A 17,756-nucleotide genomic window follows, 5' to 3' on the forward strand; every position below is an offset into this window, starting at 1 on the left:
CTGAAAGACCCCATCCCATGACAGGCATCCCCTTGCGAGGGCCACCAACACCAATGAAGTGGCGCTTTTATCGGAAAGTATGGGGGAGTCAACAGCTATCTAGCTGCAACATCAGCGACTAACAGGCGGCATATGCCAGCACCGCGCTGGCGCCGCAGTTCAGCCCCCGGCGCGCATGACCGAAATTTCGGCGCGCCAGCACGTCAGCGAGGCGTGTAATGGTCCTGATCAGTCAACATTTTCAGATCCGCGTCACCGGGATTAAAGCCTTCGCTTTCCACCCCATCGGCCCCGATCAGCCTTCCTGCACAAACCGCCCCTGCTGGCCCTTAAAGAACGCAAGCGCTTCGCCATCGTCACGCAGGCTCGCGCGCAGCACCTTACCGACAAAGATCGCATGATCACCGCCATCATAGGTGGCATAGCTGCTGCACTCAAACCGGGCGAGCGCGCCATCAATCAACGGCACCCCCTCGCTATTTTGCGCAAGATCCATGCCCTGCAGCGCCTTGGCGTCTTTGGCCACCTGCCAGCAGAGATCACATTGATCAGCGCCAAGGATATGGATCGCAAAATGGTCTGCAGCTTCAAAATAGCCAAACCGGCCCGCCTCCCGGCTTCCGGACCACAGTACCAATGCCGGATCCATCGACACGGATGAAAAACTATTGGCGGTGATCCCGATCGCCTTGCCTTCATGAGAGGCTGTAATGATGGTGACACCGGTGGCGAAACGCCCAAAGGCATCCCGCAGCAATCGGGCGTTTTCCGCATTGGGAGTAAACTGCAGCATAACCGGCACCAAACCTCAAAGTTCCAACATTGGACATGATAAATCAGGATTCGCCCCGCACGACTAGAGCAAGCAGGCAGGTTTTAACACCAATTGGCATTTTCTCGACTGTAAGGCTCGGATATATATCGCTTTTGTGCTCGAAGATGTCGCTATCGCGCTGCGGTCAATGGGATGGCTTCCGGGTGATCCAGCGCCCCAGCCATGTGGCGTGACAATTTATCGATTGCCGCCATCAAACCTTCCAGCTCCTGCGGGCTCAAAATGTCTTCGAACATCTTCTGACGGGTCTCAAAAAACGGCTTTTCCCGCGCCAGCGCCGCCTGCCCCATTTTACTGAGGCTCAAAAGCTTGCGGCGACGGCTGCGCGGATCGCCACGCTCTAACAAATGCCCAGCGCGGATCAAGGCCCCAACTGATCGGCTGATCTGCGCCCGATCAATCACCATCAGACGCGAAAGATCCGCCGCACTGGTTTCACCAAACAAGCTAAGCACCAAAAGGATACGGTAATCGGTCAGATTGAGATCGGATTGCGTCAAATTGCGTGTGGCATGCATATCCAGCAGCTTGTTCAACCGTGACAGACGAAAGGACAGGTGCTCTTCCAACTGCGCCAGCGCGGCTCGCCGCGTCTCATCCATTTCTTGATGATCTTGTGTCATGTCGCGCGCCCTCTCCTCCTGATCCCGCCCCGCTGTAGCATTCAAGCGGGCAGGACAAAAGCCAAAGAACCTCCAGAGGCCAGGCGCGCGCGTGTATTTGTCAGGAGAACATGAGGATATTCGAAAAGCCGGGATTAGAAGTATTGGCAAATCTGAGTGGCGGGCCGAATGGGATAAAAGTGAGAACTACTATGCCGTTGAAATTAAAAAGCCTTTCCCGTGGGAGAATGTCCGTTCACCCAAATTGAGCCTGCAAAGAACAGAGGCCGAGAGGCTGGTTAGAAAACTGGGTGTCGAAAAAGCCCTGGCCGCCAGAAAGGAAGTAGTAACAGAAGTTCAAAGAGCCACAGGTGTGAGTAGAACGCAGGCGAGGAACGCGGTGGACAAGGCCATCAGGAATGCCACGGGCTGAAAATTCCGAACGTCAAGTGAAGGCGTGCTTGCTCATGGGTGCCCAAAAGCTCAGTACAACTCTGTTGGAAGCCAGATAGTTCAGCTTAACTGCTAACCCAGATTTACCTGCGCTCGAAAGGAACTTTTCGGTGACTGATCTGGTGCTGTTTCAGAAGGGCTTTTATTTCGCCAGGCGGATCAGTTTCTGTAACCAGTATCGCTTCAACGGGTACATTCTCACGCACATCCATTGCGGCCTTAACAGCACGATACTTGACGCACTGGAACACTCCGCGCCGGAGGTCCACGTCATTCGAGATCCGCGACTTGACTTCAAGTACGATTGTTCGATCCTTGAGATGGTAAACGACATCGATGCGATCGCCAGAATCCAGTGCGACTTCGGTGTCGGTTCGAGCACCAGAAAATGATCCCCGAATTTTTTGCGGGTTCCTGGTCACCCAAAGGCGAAGCTCCTTATGGAATTTGCTTTCGCCACAAGATCCATATTTTCTGTCTCCTGCCCCGAAGTCATCCTCTTTGCCGTTTTGGCGTTTCCTCCGTTCGATCGCAATCTCACCTTTGGACAACTCCTCGTCGAAAACCCTCTCATATAGCTGCGCCCACTCTTCGCCCGACGTGGCGTACACCTCCGCAGCGGCACGTTCAAAGTAGCTCCGCCACTTTTCAGGTGAGCACTGTTTGTAGTTTGAGATTCTGAGTTTTGGTTTCTTGAACCGCGCAGCCATGAAAGAACCGGCACCTTCGCTCGGCATTCGATCTTCTTGGTTCACCACCAGAACGTTGATAAGCGGCGCATTGGCATCCACTTGCTGAATTCGCTCCATCAGCGTGCCAGCTACAAGGCCAATTCGTGTCGCAAACACTGTCGAAAAACCTTCTTCAGCCTCGAGTCTTGCTTTGACCGCGCCATAGGTCATGGTCGAACCATCAAGCGCCGTCGCAATCAACCAACGCATAGTTGGCGCGAGCGCATGCTGGAAAAGGTTTTCATTAGTAGCAGAAAGCTCTTGGGAACCCATTTTGATAGCTCTTCTTCGCGCAGCAAGTTAAATTCAAAAAAATTACGTGTGACCCACGTCACCCAGCGGCGTTTCGTCGAAATTCCACACCTTTGTATTTTCAGGATCTAAATATCATTTAGGCATCTTCCTCTTTCGGAAATTGAGCTTGCTCCCATTGTTGGTAGCTCTGACCTGTATCGGCAACCTTCCAGTCTGTCGTCCCGCGCACAGTTCGTCCCGCAATGACCGCGCCCGCCGCACTTGGACTTGAGAATCTGTAGTCAGCAGCAAAGCGAAGTACATCCCCGTCCGGTACCAATACCCCTTGCTTTATAAGGCTTTCGTGGAGAGCCGAGTAACTCAGATGGCTTTCTGGGCTCTGCCACTCTTTTTTCGCAGTAGATTCCTGCAATACAATGAAATGCCCGCCTTCTCGCACGGCTCTTGCAGCGACACCTGATTTCTTTACCGCGAAAACGAACTCAACCCGATCGGTTCTTTCAGCTTCAGAGACTTTTAGGAGCTCCGAGCGATTGGTTCGATCATCCAAGAAATGGTACCCCAACGCCTTTAGGATCATTTCAAGGTTATCCAGGAAGCCGTCCATATGCGCTTGCGCTGCTTTGCTGAGCGGGCTTTCGGTCGTGGTCTTCGCGTTATCGACATTGGCCACCCCAACGTTCAGAGCCTTTGTGTGGACCTGATACTCGAGATAGCGAGCATGTGCCTTGTTCAAGGGTTCACCGATCGCCGTTACGAAAATTGCGTCATCCCACCAATCTTTTTTTCCTTCCTGAATATGTTGTTTGATCCGCTTTCGGATTTCGTCGGTCTCCCCAACATAGAGGTTGGGGCCTTCAGTGGAATTTCCGCTTAGGATGTAAATTCCCGGCTGGTTGGCTTCAGGTTCCTTCAGCCCTTCATCAATTTTTCCGCGTGGGACACGGAGCACGTGCCCGGTCCATTGAAAGGGAATGGTAGCTGTCACCATGCCATCTGGATCACCATCGTGGAAGAATAATTCAATGGACCGACCTTTCCTCGGGCTCATGCGATCGCCTTTCTATTGCGGGTATTGCGTAGCTCAAGCCGCCTCTGCGCGGTTGATCGATTGCACAATTTTGATGATCTCCTGAGCTTGAGAAGCGGAAAAAACTCCTGCGATTCCCATATCATCCAGGTCTGTGAATGGGCTGTCATAAAACAGCCTTGGGTCAATCGAACCGTTCTCGCAAAGGAAATCAATCAGCAAATCGATGAACTCGTTCTGATCCCCGCTGAGTTGGTGGTGAGAGGCGAAGTCAGAGAACGCGGACTTGGCAGCTGAGCGATCAAGACCAGTCAACGATCTCAAAAAGCTTGCCAAGCCGCTTTCAGCCTTGATCTGTTCCAAATTGACTTCTTCGGCTACGCCCAACTCAACAAGCATTCCCTCAAGCTCGCTGAGATCCTGTTCCGTCACTGGGATCGCTCTCCTGATCCGTTGAAGAGCTACATGATCGGAGTGTTCTTCGATAAACCGCCGCACCTTCATCTTGAAGCGCGCCTTGTCGAAACCGCTGCCGACATCAGGCAAATCGATCTGATCACCGCGCCCAATTTCGTCCTCAAAGTCAGTGATGACGATTTTGCGTTCCTGGGGTTTGATAAGATCTGCAAGCAGGCGAAGTCGTCTCCTGATGTCTTCCAGCATCTCAACGGTTACATCGACCCAAAATTCATCCGTTTGAATTTCCAGGATGAGCTCCATTTCCCGAGAAACCGCAGGTACATTGGTCAGCGTCGCCAAGGATGTCGCAAACTTGACAATCCGGTCCTGGAGGCGGGCAAACCCTGTGTCCGCACGCAGAAGCATAAGTTGGGCACTGAGAAGCAACAAATCGAACTGTTTAGCCGGCAGCCCATCATCCTTAAAAGAACTTGGCAGCCCAGCGACATCATCGCAGAGCGTCATCCGATCGTCCAAACTGAGGTGCTCCCAATTCTCCGAATTCTGGAATTCCTCAACGGCACGCCGTTTGGCGCGAACCAGGAAATTTTCCGTGTTCATGCCCCGCACTTCATCAGACAACCGGGATTTCAATCCGGAAATTAGTTCTTCGTGCGGTTCGTCCTGGTCCTGAATTTCGCCTATCAGATCGACCCTTGCTGTGAACAAACGTTCTCCTATTGGTCTTGCCACCGCTGCGTCCATCGCCTTCGGGTTTTCGCGGAAAAATTCCAGGTTCTGGCAAAAGTCAAAAATCAGAAATTCCTGCTTGTCCTCCCCCGGCCCGAACAAGTCCGGACACAAGCGTGTGCCTCGGCCAACCATCTGCCAGAACTTCGTCTTGGAGCGAACAATCTTGAAGAATACGAGGTTTAACACTTCAGGAACATCGATACCGGTGTCCATCATGTCGACTGAAACGGCGATGCTTGGGTTTTTCTCAGCCTCGGAAAAATCGTCAATCAAAGACTGAGCATAGGGAACGCTATAGTCTATTAGCTGGGCAAATTTTCCCTGGTAGTGCGGGTAGTTGGCATTGAACCTTTCGACGAGAAACTGGGCATGCTTGCTGCTCTTGGCAAAGACAATAGTTTTTCCGAGCCGATCCCCACCGGAGACTTTGATACCATTGACCATCAGGTGTTCCAGAACCTTGTCCACGGTATCTTTGTTGAACAGCCATTCGTTCAAATCTCCGGCATCAACGTGGTCAGGAACATTCCCTTCCTCGTCCCACTCAAGGTTGTCCCACTCGTCTTTTTCTTCTTCGGAAAGTTCGTCGTAAGAAATGCCGCTTCTCTGGAACTTCAAGGGAACAGAAATTGATTTAGGTGGGACAAGGTAACCGTCGGATACCGCATCATCCAGATCATATGCATCCGTAGGAACTCCCCGCTCAAGCTGGAAGAGTGAGTATGTATCCCGATCGATCTCGTCCCTTGGGGTAGCAGTAAGCCCAACCAACAGACTATCGAAGTACTCAAAAATTGCTCGGTACTTCCGGTAAACTGAGCGGTGGGCTTCATCGATGACGATCAGATCGAAATGCCCTGGTCCGAAGTGTTTTTCGCCCCCTTTCACCTCATCGATCAATCCCATCATAGTCGGATAGGTTGAAAGCATCACGCGCGCTCCGGCGTGATCGTTTTTTGAAGGATCATGGCGCTCCAAGAGGTTCGCGCTTGGAGCAGAAGGCAAATGGGTTTTGAAAGCGCCATGAGCTTGTTTGACCAGAGCCACCCGATCCGCGAGGAACAACACCCGACGCACCCAGTTCGCGCGCATAAGCTGGTCAATCAAGGCGATGACTGTCCGGGTCTTTCCGCTGCCGGTTGCCATGACCAGAAGGGCCTTGCGTTGCCGGTCTTTTTCGAATGCCTCCCCGACGCGACGTATGGCCCGCTGCTGATAGAAGCGACCTGCGATATCTTCGTCTACAGCAATCTTCCCGAGGTTTTTCCTGGTCGCACGCCGTTGCTGAAGAAGGACCAGCTCGTCTTTCTTCAGGAAACCCGACACCTGTCGAGGCGGGTACATTTTGTCATCCCAGAACCAGTGCTCATACCCGTTCGTCGTAAAAATGGCCGGACGCTGACCGTACATCTTCTCAAGGCAATCCGCATAAAGTTTTGCCTGCTGTTGCCCAATTCGGCTGTCTTTCCTGGTCCTCTTCGCTTCAACAACTGCCAGGGGCTTTCCATCATCGCCCCATAGCACGTAGTCAACAAATCCTTTGCCTGATTGGTTTGGCATGCCAAGAACTGGAAACTCACGGTCACGTTCCTGGTCGAGAGGCCAGCCTGCTTCCGAGAGAAGAAGGTCGATGAAAGAATCCCTTGTTGCGGCTTCGTCATAATCATGAGGATCAGGAATTGCCTGATTGGCTGCACGTGCAGCAGCGACCTCAGCCCTCAGAGAGGCCAGCTCCTCCTCAAGAGCCTTCCGCCCTTCCTCCGAGGCCTTACGGGCTTCTTCGGCATCCTCCAGAGCTTTCTGGGCCGCTGTGTGCTTGTCACCAAGTTCCTTGATCTGCTGAACAGTGCTCGCTGTGATCGTCAGCGTCTTTTCGAGCTTGCCTGTGTCAAACTTCAACGCCGGGTCAGGCTTTGCACCTTTCGCGTAAGTCCGGGCTATCCAGTAGCAGATATGGAACAACTCTCTGACAGTCGAAGCCGCATCCTGGGAGCTGATCTTTTTTCCGCTGTCGTGGGCCGCTCGGTTGCCCTGATCTTTGATGTACCGCGCTTTGGCGACAATTCCTGGCCCAGTCAGAGCTGCAAGGCTTGGTTCGGCAATCAATGCTGCAAGAGTAGCATTGTAGGGCCTCCTCAACGCGGGGTCGCGGCGGTAGAGCCATTTCATGGCTGTTTCAAGTGTCAGCCGCGCCCAGAAACATGCCCCACGAGGATCCGAGAGAGCTGCAGATTCAGCCTTGCCCGACAGCTCAAACAACTGGGAAAATTCTGCTTCGAGAAAACGAAACTGGCTCATATCGCCAAACCCTCTCCAAGTGGCCGATTGAGTGATTGGCGAACCAAGCCAATCACGTATGGCAGTTGCTCAAGGTCTGTCATTTTGACCTCTGTGTTTCCGTTTGCCCCGCACGCAGGATATCATCCCAGAGCTGTCGGCATTCTTTCTCGGTCCAAGAATATGTGCGCTGGAAGATCGGAATCACAATCTGCGGGGCCGCGTTAATAAAGGCTAAGAGGTTTGCGTCAGTTGCTTTCATGAATAATGTCTCAAATACCGTTCTTAAGATCAGGAAAAACCTGGCAGAAATGCTCTTTCACTTTTTCCATGACGACTCATCGATCGGCCTCCTGCAATGCACTTTATTCAGAACATCATAATCGACACTTTTCAACGTATCGGCGAGTTTCTTTTCCAGGGCGACGACGACATCCCGTCTCGGTCAGTGCGCCTCAAAGTCATCCACCTCGGAAAAGTTGATCCATAGAAGGAGAAATCCCAATGGTCGATCAGCGCCGGTTCGTCGTCGAAACCCCTTCCTGCTGTGTTCAGAAAATGGCACAGGATCCTGAGGCTGACCAGGGTCACAACCACCATTGCGACGATGATTGCCAAATCCACGTAGCTCGCATTCTGAAAAAGTGTCACCTTTCACATCGCTCTCTGAAACCAGGCACCAGCACACCACTTTGCAGAATAAGCATATCAGGTTTCCAGGGGTGGCAGACTCTACATCATGGTGAGGGATTTCGCGGGTGGACAGGTCATGAGAGTTCGACCTTCATTTCGCTGTCCCGTCCATTGTTAGATAGTGTCCAGCGCTGAAATCTGAGGATGCTTCCATCGTCACATATGGTCTTGGTTAATGTCGATTTTGATTCAGGATGCAATACGATCCAGAGGAGGCCAAAGGCTGCCTCTCGCTTGCCGTGATCAATACCGTGCATCTTCAGAATTTTGTTAATTTCGTAAATCCGCGCTCTATCATCCATCGCTCATCCTTCCTCTACTCTCATCCCCAGTCCGCCCAACGTTGAGCAAAGTCGCTGAGCCGACCCGCTGCCGTCACATGTATAGCCAGAAACCGCGTTCCAACATGGTTCCAGGGAGCGAAAGGGAATGCGGTTCTGGTTCCAGCATCAATCATTCCGCAAAGATGGCATCCGCGTTCAAAAGATCGGTCAGGTATGGTGTGAAACCGGCCAGGACAACGGTCATCGCCACCATGTCTCGCATATCGATTTCACGAAGGCGGCTTTCAGGATTGCCGGCATGGCGGATACCAGGATAGTTCGACGCAAAACCATACAGGTTGCTGATTGCCGCGCGAACGGTGGCATGGGGCCAACTATCAATGTGATGTGTCATTTGCCCCAATGAATCCCGCTCTACTCCAGGAACTTTTGCCGCCAGTTCCTCGAGAAGTTTGAACTCGGCTTCGATACATTGCCGAATGCGCCGAGAGGAACGATCATCCTTCAAATCCCTGATGGAATCTTCGAAGTCGGTTATGAGCAAAGCCAGGGCCTCATCTTGGCTCGTTGCCGTCCGCAGGTCTCGAACAAGTTTAGCAAATACACCTGGCAATGTTGGATGCAGGGTCAAGCCATTCCCATTGGCTGGACGACGCAGGTCATACCTCAAACTGAACTTATCAAGGAAACTCTCAAGAGTATTGAAGTATTCATTGGCAAGAGGATCCCCACCAAAATCTTCCACTACATCAAATGAAGCCTCCAAGGCCTGCACAATCTGAAGCTCGGTGGTCTGCTCGTCCGCATAGAAGGATTGCAGATAATCCCAAGCAAGATCCTCACGAGATGAGGCATCATTGTAGGCTTCAAGCTTTTCCTGGAAAACTGCAAATGCCATGTCATAGGCTTCGCGCGCCTCTACATCGCCCGGCAGAAAAATCTCTCCCTCTTCATTGAGTTCTGAAGGTTGCGGCTCCTGCGGCGCAGAAGGCCTTGGAACAGTATCCCTAAACAAGTCCAAGAATAGTGAGCCATCAACTTCGTCGGAGTCTTCCAGGGGGAGAAAGACACCCTCGATGATTTCGGAACGAACACCACAGAATTCTCCTCTCATGTCAGAGCTCTCCCCGGAATGCGCGGCTTTGCAGAGATGCAAAAAGGCAATCTAATTCCTTGAGCTGCAAACGACCGCGCTGCTCCTGTTCCGAAGCCGTTCTATATGCTGAATTGAACTGGCTCCGGACTTCAGGTGGTGGCAGCTTGAAGCGAAAATTCTTAATCTCAACCGGGGAAATATGAGGCACGGTTGTTTCCGTGGGGCGGCAATGTTTCTGGAACTCAACACTGCTTACAAGGGTATGTAAAAAGGCCCGATCCTCGGTTTTCTTTGCTCGAAATCTGGCAACCCTTTGGACCAAATAGCTCGGAACATCTTGTTCACCGATCACAGCTACTTTGAATCCGGTTGAAATCCATGGGCGATCCATCGCCAACACAATGTCACCTTCGAACAGTTGAAATTGATCGAGTCCGGAAAGCTGATTAGTTCGATATTTCACTGTGTTTGACCAGTCAACATATCCGGGCAAGACATTCGCTCCGCGGCAGAGGCGAACACCGTCTTCCTCTTCGACATAAAGCTTGCTTTTGAATGGGTGGCCAACTTGAATGTTGGCAATGGCTTCGAAACCTACCTCGTCGCCTTCACTGAACTCTTCTTTCATCTCATGAAAGATCGCGTGGCCGAGGGTGTTGAGTTTGTCGAGGGCGCGGGTACGAAGGCGGCGCAGGACGTCCGCCTGATCCAGAAGCCCCGCAATCCGCTTCTGCTCCCCCAATGGCGGGAGGGGGATTTTGAGTTCTTCAAGAAAACTCTTGGGAACCCTTCTTTGCCCTCCGCTTCCAGTCATTCGCCGTTCGCCGGCTGTACGAATGTAATCCTGGCGCAAAAAATGTGTCAGATAGTCGGGATCAAGGGCTTCAGTGTTCGTTCTAATAACGTGGAATTCTGTGGAGCCGAAGCCATAGCTCGTTTCAATCGTCGACTTGGCAATTTTGTTGTTTTCATAACAGGGCGTGATTTTAGCGACGAGCACATCACCCCTTTTGAAAGCTGTGAACCCTTTGCTGACATCGGAGTATGCGCGGCTTTCAGTGACATCCATATGTCCCTTCTCGGAAACAGCGGCCATGGGGACGAAGTCCAGTACTTCGTCTCTGCCAATTTCACCGCGAGCAGGACCTTTGGGATTTATCGTGCTGATTTCGCCTAATGAAACATTGGGAACACTCATCCAAGCATCCCCTCAAGCGCGTCCAACCCCTCTTCAATTTCTTTTTCGATTTTCCGCAGTTCGGCGATGATCTCGGCAGGAGCCTCATGTTCGACCTCTTCGTGCTCGATCTCTTTGTAGCGGTTGAGGCTCAGATCCCAGCTGCCGGTGGCAATGATATCCTCTTTGGGCACCAGGAAACTCTGTGCCGTACGGGGACGCTCTGCCTCGCCATCCAAGTTTTCCCATCGTGCCAGAATGTCCGGCAGGTTGTTCTTGGTGTGCTCATCTTCTGACAGCTGCGCCTGAACGCCCAGCTTGTCGTCATCCAACAGCGGTATGCGCTTGTCGTCCAAGCTGAATCCATCTGCCGCCATGTCGTAGAACCAGACGTTTTCCGTACCGCCGACGGTGGTCTTGGTGAAGATCACAATCGCACAGGATACCCCGGCATAGGGGCGGAACACGCCCGAGGGTAGCTTGATGATGGCTTCGAGCTTGTGATCCTCGACCAGCATTTTGCGGATGTCTTTGTGAGCCTTGGAGGAGCCGAACAGCACGCCATCCGGCACAACCACCGCGGCCCGGCCACCGGTGCGTAGTAGCCGCAGGAAGAGCGCCACAAACAGCAATTCGGTCTTCTTGGTCTTCACCACCTTCAAAAGATCCTTGGCGGTGGTGTCGTAGTCCAGCGAGCCCGCGAATGGCGGGTTTGCCAGGATCAGCGAATAGGCTTCCTTGTCGCTGCCCTGCTCCTCGGCCAGGCTGTCCCGGTAAGACACATCCGGATTGTCGACCCCGTGCAGGGTCATGTTCATCGCCCCAATCCGCAGCATTGTGGTGTCAAAGTCGAAACCATGGAACATGCCGTTGTGGAAATGCGCGCGCTGTTCCTTGTTTCGCAGCATCTGAGGATAGGTATCCCGCAGGTATTCACCCGCCGCCACCAGGAATCCGCAAGTACCCGCCGCCGGGTCACAAATGACATCCTCAGGCTTTGGCGCCATCAGGTGAACCATCAGCTGGATGATGTGGCGCGGCGTACGGAACTGTCCATTCTGCCCGGCACTGGCGATCTTGCCGAGCATGTATTCATAGACGTCACCCTTGGTGTCGCGGTCGTCCATGTCGATCTCGTCGAGCATCCGGACCACCTTGTCGAGGAGGTTCGGACTGGGAATACCCAGGCGCGCCCCTTCCATGTGGGCGGCAAAAGAAGACCCCTTTTGGCCAAGCGAGCCCATGAAGGGAAAAACATGTTTGTCCACGATCCGGAACATCTCGCGGGACTCGAAGTTCTTGAACCGGGACCAACGCAGATGGTCGTACGGTCGGTCTTCGTAGTCATCCAGATCCGGATCATCCGTCAGTTTGTACTTGAATGTCCCTTCCGGAAAAATCCTGCGCTCCATCTCGACACCAAGTGTCTCTGCCTTGCTTTCCTCGCGGGTATGAAGCTCGTCCAAGCGTTTGATGAACAACAGGAAGGTCAGCTGTTCGATCACAGAGAGCGGGTTGGACACGCCTCCGGACCAGAAGGCGTTCCAGATTTGGTCGATTTGAGTGCGGATGGCGCCTGTCAGCATGGAATCACGTTTTCTCTATTTCTTGTTGGCGCCCAAGCTATTGGCAGGGGCAGCCATTCGCAATCAGGGACTGTGCAGACCTGGAGGGCCAGCCCAGGTTGGGCCCTGGGCAGGTCACTTAGACTGTTTTTACCTTGCGGTTTCCTGGGTCGCCTGAAGGCAGTCGGCTCTGAATTGAAGTGATCGAAAAAGCCCTGAAACTAATCGATCAGATTCTGCTGATCGATGTGAGCATTAACATACCAACACACTGCGTTCCTGTTGGCGAATTCAGCTCGTATTTTCCGGCTCAGATCATCGCATCGTGCAATTCTGCTGAGCCCAGCAGTGACTACGACCATCTTCTGGTCTTGCCGTGACTTCAGGAAATCCATCATGCTCTGGAGGCCAGGTCGGTCGCCTTCTACGCCGCTTCCTATGTCTTGAAAAATTCTCTCAACCTGGAGCCCAGAACCATCGGCTCTGTCTTTACACTCCGAAATTTGAGCCTGGATACCAGCAGGGTTTTCGGTGGCCGATCGTGCGTAGATTACAGCGTAACGAATTTCGTCTGACATATATGTACCTCATCTGTTGCAAACATCTTGACGCAGGTGGCCGTGTTTCCGGGACCACAGGCTTCAAGAGGGGGTTTTGTTGAATCACTGCCTATTGGACAGGATGGGCCAGTCAGTTGACAGACGAACGCGCCTGTCTTTCTTTGAAGCGCATCCAACGAATGGCTGTCAGTCGATCCTGTACCAGGCTGTGCTGGTAGACCAACTCTACATAGCAGACCATCGCATGATGCAGGTGCCTCAGCTCACGGTCCATGATGTCATGTGCATCCGAAAAGCGGGAGAACTCCTGGTCACCAAACCCGGGCCGCAGCCGGTTCATAGCATCTCGGATCAGAACACAAAGCTCTTCGAGTGACTGAAGCTCCTTGATACACAGGATCTCACCTTCGTGGAGACGTTCCATCAGATGATGAAAGTCCCGAACCATTTCGTCCGGGACTGATATGTCGGCCTGCTCACAGGCATTGGCGAGTTGCCGACCGACACGCAGGCAATTGAATGCCAATTCTTCCAAAGTTTGCTCGAACATAGATACTCCTTTCGCAATTGGTCAGGCGTAAGACCTGCCCTCAAGAAGCCAGCCGAAATTGCAGCTGGCCCGCGCCTGCGTCAGGCAACCATCAGGTAATCAGCCAAAGGCTGACCGGGATCGAGTTCGAGCCGATAGAGAATATCCGTAAGTGCCTCGGTCAACAGGCAGATATCTTCGATGAAGGGGTCGCAAAAATCGATCTCAGCAAAATACGCGGCTTCAATACGATCGGGATCGTGCGCATGATAAAGCGACAGCAGCTTGTGAATATCGACGATGCCCACCTGCAGCCGCCGAGTGATTGTTCGGGAACTGAGGATATCGTCCAACAGCGATTGAACACGCTTGAGGGCAAACGGCCCCGCAAGCAAAAGCGCTGCATTCTGAAGACCCTCATAGTGAAAGCGGGCATACTCCTGGAGTTCAACGAGGGAACGAGGAATGGTTGAGCACATAAATTTCTCCTGTGCCTATGGCACACCAACAGCTGGTGGCCTTCTATCAAGAGCGCTGTCTCTCTCCTTTCTGGCGCCATAAGGATGTGATTGAGCGAAACCTTCATGGGGTTCACAACAAAACCCCTTAAGGTTCGATCATCTCACATCAGCTTTTCCGGGCTTTTGCCGCAGTCGATGCTGATCCGCGCGCTGTTTTCACGAGCAATGATGTTGATCACGCGATCTTTTACCACAACACTGTCCAGAAACGCTTGGATGTATCTTTTTCGAAAACCAACGGGACCGGCCAACAGCACCTCGCTGAGGAAGTGGCCAAACTGGGCCACCTTCTCCGGGGACATCTGCATGCGCATACTCCGGTTTCGGGTCAGGGCCTCGATCTTAGCTTTTATAATATCCCGCTCTGAACGGGCGGTTTGGTATTGCACCTGGAACAGTTCGTCGTCGAGGTCGAACAGCCCCTTCTCGACACCCTGAAAAAGGCGAGTCACAGCCTGTTCTTTGTCTTTCAGAACGCGCCGAAGCTCGGCTGTTCGTGACTTTTCGTCAACGTCCCGAGCATCCATCCGCTGATTCAGCGCCTCGAGCACAGCTTGGCTTCGCTCGGTATCATCGAGTGCCAGGATCAGCGCATCAGTCACGATGTTGTCGAGTTCCTCCATCGGTACATTTTGTCCCTGGCACACAGATTTGCCTTTTCGCTTGTGATTGCTGCAGGTGTAGTATCGATACCGGTTACTCTTTCCAGTCGCCAAAACCATGCCGCCACCGCAGTGGCCACAGCGGGCTGTGCCGGTGAGCAGAACCGGGCTACTGACTTGTCGGGGGGCCTTAAGGATTGGATGGTGTTCGCGCAGTCGCGCTTGGACCCTGTCGAAGGTAGGAGCATCTATAATCGCTGGCACCTTCACGATGACCTGTGAATCCTTTGGCTTCTTCTTCCCAAAGAGGTAATCCCCTACATATACTGCATCGGTCAGGAGCCGGTGAAGTTGACCCGTGGTCCAGTTCCTCCCTCTCCGAGAATGACCATGAGAGTTCATCCATTGCGCTACTTTCTTGACGCCCATGGGGCCGGTTTTGCCGTCACCGTCGAGATATAATGTGAAGATCAGCCGCACGTCCTCAGCTTCGTTAGGGTCTACCGCCAGTTTTTTCTTTACCTTCTTCCCCCGCATACCGGCGACAGCCGCGACGTAGCCAAAGGGCGGCAAACCCCCGTTCCAGAAGCCGTGCTCGGCGTTGAACTTCATAGTTCTCGTGACATGCTTGGCGATTTCGTTCGATGTATACTCATCGAACACATTGATCATTTGGCGTAGCAGGCCACCTGTAGGTGAATCTTCGATGGGCTGCGTGATGCTGACGATCTGCACACCGAGTTTTTCCAGCTCTCGCCAAAGCCATTCAGCTTCGTAGGATTCCCGTGCCAAACGACTGAAGGAATGCACGATCAGCTGATTGATTGTCACAGTGCCGGACTTGATTATGTCCAATATCTCTCCCAGAGAACGCCTATCCAATGAACGTCCAGAACGGGCATCAGAGAACTCATGCGCGACAGTGATCCCCGCCTGTCGACAGTGTTTTCGCATGCTCTCCATCTGATCAGGAATGGATAGATCCGATTTAGCCTGCTCGGCTGATGACACTCTGGCGTAAAGGATCGCGTTAAGCTGGGTACCAGGGAAGTCTTGGCCGAAGGGATAACTCATTTACGTCCCCCCTTCTTGTCATTCAGCAGATCACTCATATCCTTTTGGTAAAAGGTTTCGAGCGCACGGATCTCCTCTTCTGTCACGAACCGAACCGACTTGAGTTCGTTCACGACAAAAAACCGGGACGTTTCCCTGAAACGGCTTTTCTGCGTCCTCGCGTCCGCCGAAAGCGCGTCTTTCGGCAGATCATGTGTGTATTCAGACATTGTGTCTCATCTCCATAGCTTTGGCGTTCCAGCCGAAGCCGGTTCGCAGTTGACTAATGAGACCGACCGATCGGCAGGCCCCAGTGCAGGAAGAACCCTGCTCAAGAGATGGACACATTGGCATCGCCGTTGTGCACCAGTTAGGTGGCCTCAGGCTACAAGCCGCTCAAGGCCCACAACAAGCTGTTTTTTTTAGATTTTTGCTCTTCGGATCTCGTGATTTCGGCCAACGCACGCGCGCGTTGAAGCAGTGAGCCTGGGGCTTTTTCTTGGTGCGTTCAAATTGAAATGCACCAAGAAAAAGTATCCAGCGCTAAGGGCTCAATGGGAACAAACGCGAACATTCGCTTGAACCTTGATTCGTACACTGGCTATTGTTGGAGCCGATCCAGCACACATTTTTCGCCTCGAACGCGATTCCATGGAAGGGTATTGCCGTGCAAAAGCAGTTTGTCGCCTCACCAGGCAGCCGCGCCGTTATTTATCTGAGAGTTTCGACAGGCAAGCAGGCCCAAAAAGATCTTTCAATTCCAGATCAGCGCAAACAGCTCAAGGCATATTGCAAGCATAGCGCTTACAGCATCGTCGGTGAGTTCAAAGACGCCAAGAGTGGCACAACCGACAAGCGGCCAGGCTTTCAAGCCATGGTCGATGCCATCCTTTACGGCGGGCTTGAGTGTGAGCTTATTGCTGTCCACTCCTACAGCCGTTTTTTTCGGGATCAGGTCGTCGGCGAACTCTACATCAGATCGTTGGCCAAGCGAGGTGTTCGTGTGGTCAGCCTGACTCAGCAAACCGATGAAAGCCCTGAAGGCAATTTGATGCGACGCATCCTGGCTATTTTCGATGAATATCAATCACTGGAGACAGCAAAACATGTCAGGCGCAGCCTCCACGAAAACGCCCTGCAAGGTTACTGGAACGGCGGCAGCACCCCCTTCGGGTACAAAGTCGTAGAAGTCGAACGGCGTGGAAAGACCCGGAAAAAAGGTTTGGTGATTGATGAACGCGATGCAAGCGTGGTGCGTCGCATGTTCGATCTTGCCCTCAAGGGTGACGGGTCTTCCGGGCCCATGGGTATCAAGGCAATCGTATGCTGGCTAAATGAAAGAGGGTATCGCACGAGAAGAGGCAACAAATGGGGCGTGAGCGGCGTTCATCGCCACCTTACCGATCGGACATATACGGGCGAGTTTACGTTCCGCAGCGGTGAAAATGGAGGTGTGGAAATCCCGCTGCAAGTGCCGACAATCGTATCTGAAGATGAATTCCTGCAGTTGCGCGATTTCCTTGATGCCAGGAACCCGAAGAAGACCCCGCCGAGAGTCGTGACCGGCGATGTCCTCCTAACGGGTCTCGTTACGTGTCCGCATTGCGGCAATGGGATGACCACGCAAACAGGAAAGGGTGGTCGCTATCGCTACTACTCCTGTTCCAATCATATGCGTACGGGTAAGTCAGGTTGCCAAGGTCACCGTGTACCCATGGGCGCACTTGACGAGCTGGTTCTTCAGCATGTTCGAGCAGATCTGCTTACCTCCGAGAAGGCGAACGCACTTCTCGACCCATTGCGCACACGCCAAGAGAAAGCCGAAGAGGATCAAGCGGAGCGGCTGGCAGCTCGTAACGCCGAAGTGCAAGCGGCCAAGAAGAGCCTCGACGCCTTGTATGACATGATCCGGCACGGGTTGGTGGACCTTGCCGAAGAAGACTTCAAGCAAAGATTCCTGTCAGCGAAGGAACATCACCTACGCGCCCAAAAAGAACGGGATCAGGTTGCCGCTGAACTCGCACCTGAAGCTCGCGTCGGCCATCAAAAGGTCTCAGCGTTTGTTTCCGGGATCCAGGAGGCCCTTGCGCAGCCATCAATAGCCGGAAAGCGGGGTTTCCTTCGGGCGATCATTGACGAGATCAAAGTAGGTGCAGATCAAATTACGATTTTGGGTCGCAGGTCACAATTTGAGCGAGCCATAGTGAGCGGCGAAGCGATCGCTTCCACAGTTCCCACTTTTGTTCGTAAGTGGCGGGGAGACAGGGATTCGAACCCTGGGAACGCTCTCACGTTCAACGGTTTTCAAGACCGCCGCATTCGACCACTCTGCCACCTCCCC

The 17,756-nt window shown here is 52.9% G+C and carries 15 protein-coding genes, 1 tRNA gene and 1 pseudogene; 2 read left to right on the forward strand and 15 right to left on the reverse strand.

Annotated elements, in window-relative coordinates:
- Positions 1–295: 295 nt before the first annotated feature.
- The gene (locus GG681_RS17020) at positions 296–793 is read right to left on the reverse strand and encodes a flavin reductase family protein (RefSeq protein ID WP_153549242.1); all 498 of its coding nucleotides are present in this window, start codon (positions 791–793) and stop codon (positions 296–298) included.
- 152 nt (positions 794–945) lie between these two features.
- A complete protein-coding gene (locus GG681_RS17025; protein ID WP_153549243.1) occupies positions 946–1,458 on the reverse strand; it encodes a MarR family winged helix-turn-helix transcriptional regulator in 513 nt (170 codons plus the stop codon).
- 91 nt (positions 1,459–1,549) lie between these two features.
- Here GG681_RS17025 and GG681_RS17030 point away from each other — a divergent pair, with 91 nt between their 5' ends.
- On the forward strand, positions 1,550–1,870 hold the full coding sequence (locus GG681_RS17030; protein WP_153549244.1) for a hypothetical protein: 321 nt from the start codon (positions 1,550–1,552) through the stop codon (positions 1,868–1,870).
- A 103-nt stretch (positions 1,871–1,973) separates the two neighbouring features.
- Here GG681_RS17030 and GG681_RS17035 read toward each other — a convergent pair whose 3' ends face one another.
- From GG681_RS17035 to GG681_RS17090, 12 genes are all read right to left on the reverse strand, one after another.
- On the reverse strand, positions 1,974–2,894 hold the full coding sequence (locus GG681_RS17035) for a hypothetical protein (protein WP_153549245.1): 921 nt from the start codon (positions 2,892–2,894) through the stop codon (positions 1,974–1,976).
- A gap of 118 nt (positions 2,895–3,012) precedes the next feature.
- On the reverse strand, positions 3,013–3,927 hold the full coding sequence (locus GG681_RS17040; protein WP_153549246.1) for a GIY-YIG nuclease family protein: 915 nt from the start codon (positions 3,925–3,927) through the stop codon (positions 3,013–3,015).
- Positions 3,928–3,960: 33 nt separating this feature from the next.
- Positions 3,961–7,356, reverse strand: a complete 3,396-nt coding sequence (locus GG681_RS17045) for a DEAD/DEAH box helicase family protein (protein ID WP_153549247.1) — start codon at positions 7,354–7,356, stop codon at positions 3,961–3,963.
- Between the two features lie 79 nt (positions 7,357–7,435).
- Complete coding sequence (locus GG681_RS17050) at positions 7,436–7,597, reverse strand: GmrSD restriction endonuclease domain-containing protein (protein WP_153549248.1); 162 nt, start codon at positions 7,595–7,597, stop codon at positions 7,436–7,438.
- A gap of 884 nt (positions 7,598–8,481) precedes the next feature.
- Entirely contained in the window at positions 8,482–9,426 is a 945-nt protein-coding gene (locus tag GG681_RS17055; RefSeq protein WP_153549249.1) for a hypothetical protein, read from the reverse strand.
- A 1-nt stretch (position 9,427) separates the two neighbouring features.
- The gene (locus tag GG681_RS17060; RefSeq protein ID WP_153549250.1) at positions 9,428–10,606 is read right to left on the reverse strand and encodes a restriction endonuclease subunit S; all 1,179 of its coding nucleotides are present in this window, start codon (positions 10,604–10,606) and stop codon (positions 9,428–9,430) included.
- Positions 10,603–12,171 (reverse strand): type I restriction-modification system subunit M, encoded by a 1,569-nt coding sequence (locus tag GG681_RS17065; protein ID WP_153549251.1) that lies wholly within the window; start codon positions 12,169–12,171, stop codon positions 10,603–10,605. Before GG681_RS17065 ends, GG681_RS17060 begins: the two co-directional genes overlap by 4 nt.
- A gap of 200 nt (positions 12,172–12,371) precedes the next feature.
- Complete coding sequence (locus GG681_RS18120; RefSeq protein ID WP_153549252.1) at positions 12,372–12,728, reverse strand: recombinase family protein; 357 nt, start codon at positions 12,726–12,728, stop codon at positions 12,372–12,374.
- A gap of 112 nt (positions 12,729–12,840) precedes the next feature.
- A complete protein-coding gene (locus GG681_RS17075) occupies positions 12,841–13,260 on the reverse strand; it encodes a hypothetical protein (RefSeq protein ID WP_153549253.1) in 420 nt (139 codons plus the stop codon).
- 80 nt (positions 13,261–13,340) lie between these two features.
- Positions 13,341–13,718: a hypothetical protein gene (locus tag GG681_RS17080; RefSeq protein ID WP_153549254.1), complete on the reverse strand. Its 378-nt coding sequence runs from the start codon at positions 13,716–13,718 to the stop codon at positions 13,341–13,343.
- A gap of 143 nt (positions 13,719–13,861) precedes the next feature.
- Positions 13,862–15,436, reverse strand: coding sequence for a recombinase family protein (locus tag GG681_RS17085; protein WP_153549255.1), 1,575 nt, complete (start codon positions 15,434–15,436; stop codon positions 13,862–13,864).
- A complete protein-coding gene (locus GG681_RS17090; RefSeq protein WP_153549256.1) occupies positions 15,433–15,645 on the reverse strand; it encodes a hypothetical protein in 213 nt (70 codons plus the stop codon). The genes GG681_RS17085 and GG681_RS17090 overlap by 4 nt, the downstream gene beginning before the upstream one ends.
- Positions 15,646–16,082: 437 nt before the next feature.
- Here GG681_RS17090 and GG681_RS18125 point away from each other — a divergent pair.
- Positions 16,083–17,156: pseudogene (locus GG681_RS18125) on the forward strand (recombinase family protein); the annotation flags it as partial.
- Between the two features lie 510 nt (positions 17,157–17,666).
- On the opposite strand, the gene GG681_RS17110 reads toward GG681_RS18125, so the two are convergent.
- A tRNA-Ser gene (locus GG681_RS17110) sits at positions 17,667–17,756 on the reverse strand.

It is taken from the genome of Tritonibacter aquimaris (genome assembly GCF_009617595.1).
In the GTDB taxonomy this organism is placed as follows: Bacteria; Pseudomonadota; Alphaproteobacteria; order Rhodobacterales; family Rhodobacteraceae; genus Epibacterium; species Epibacterium aquimaris.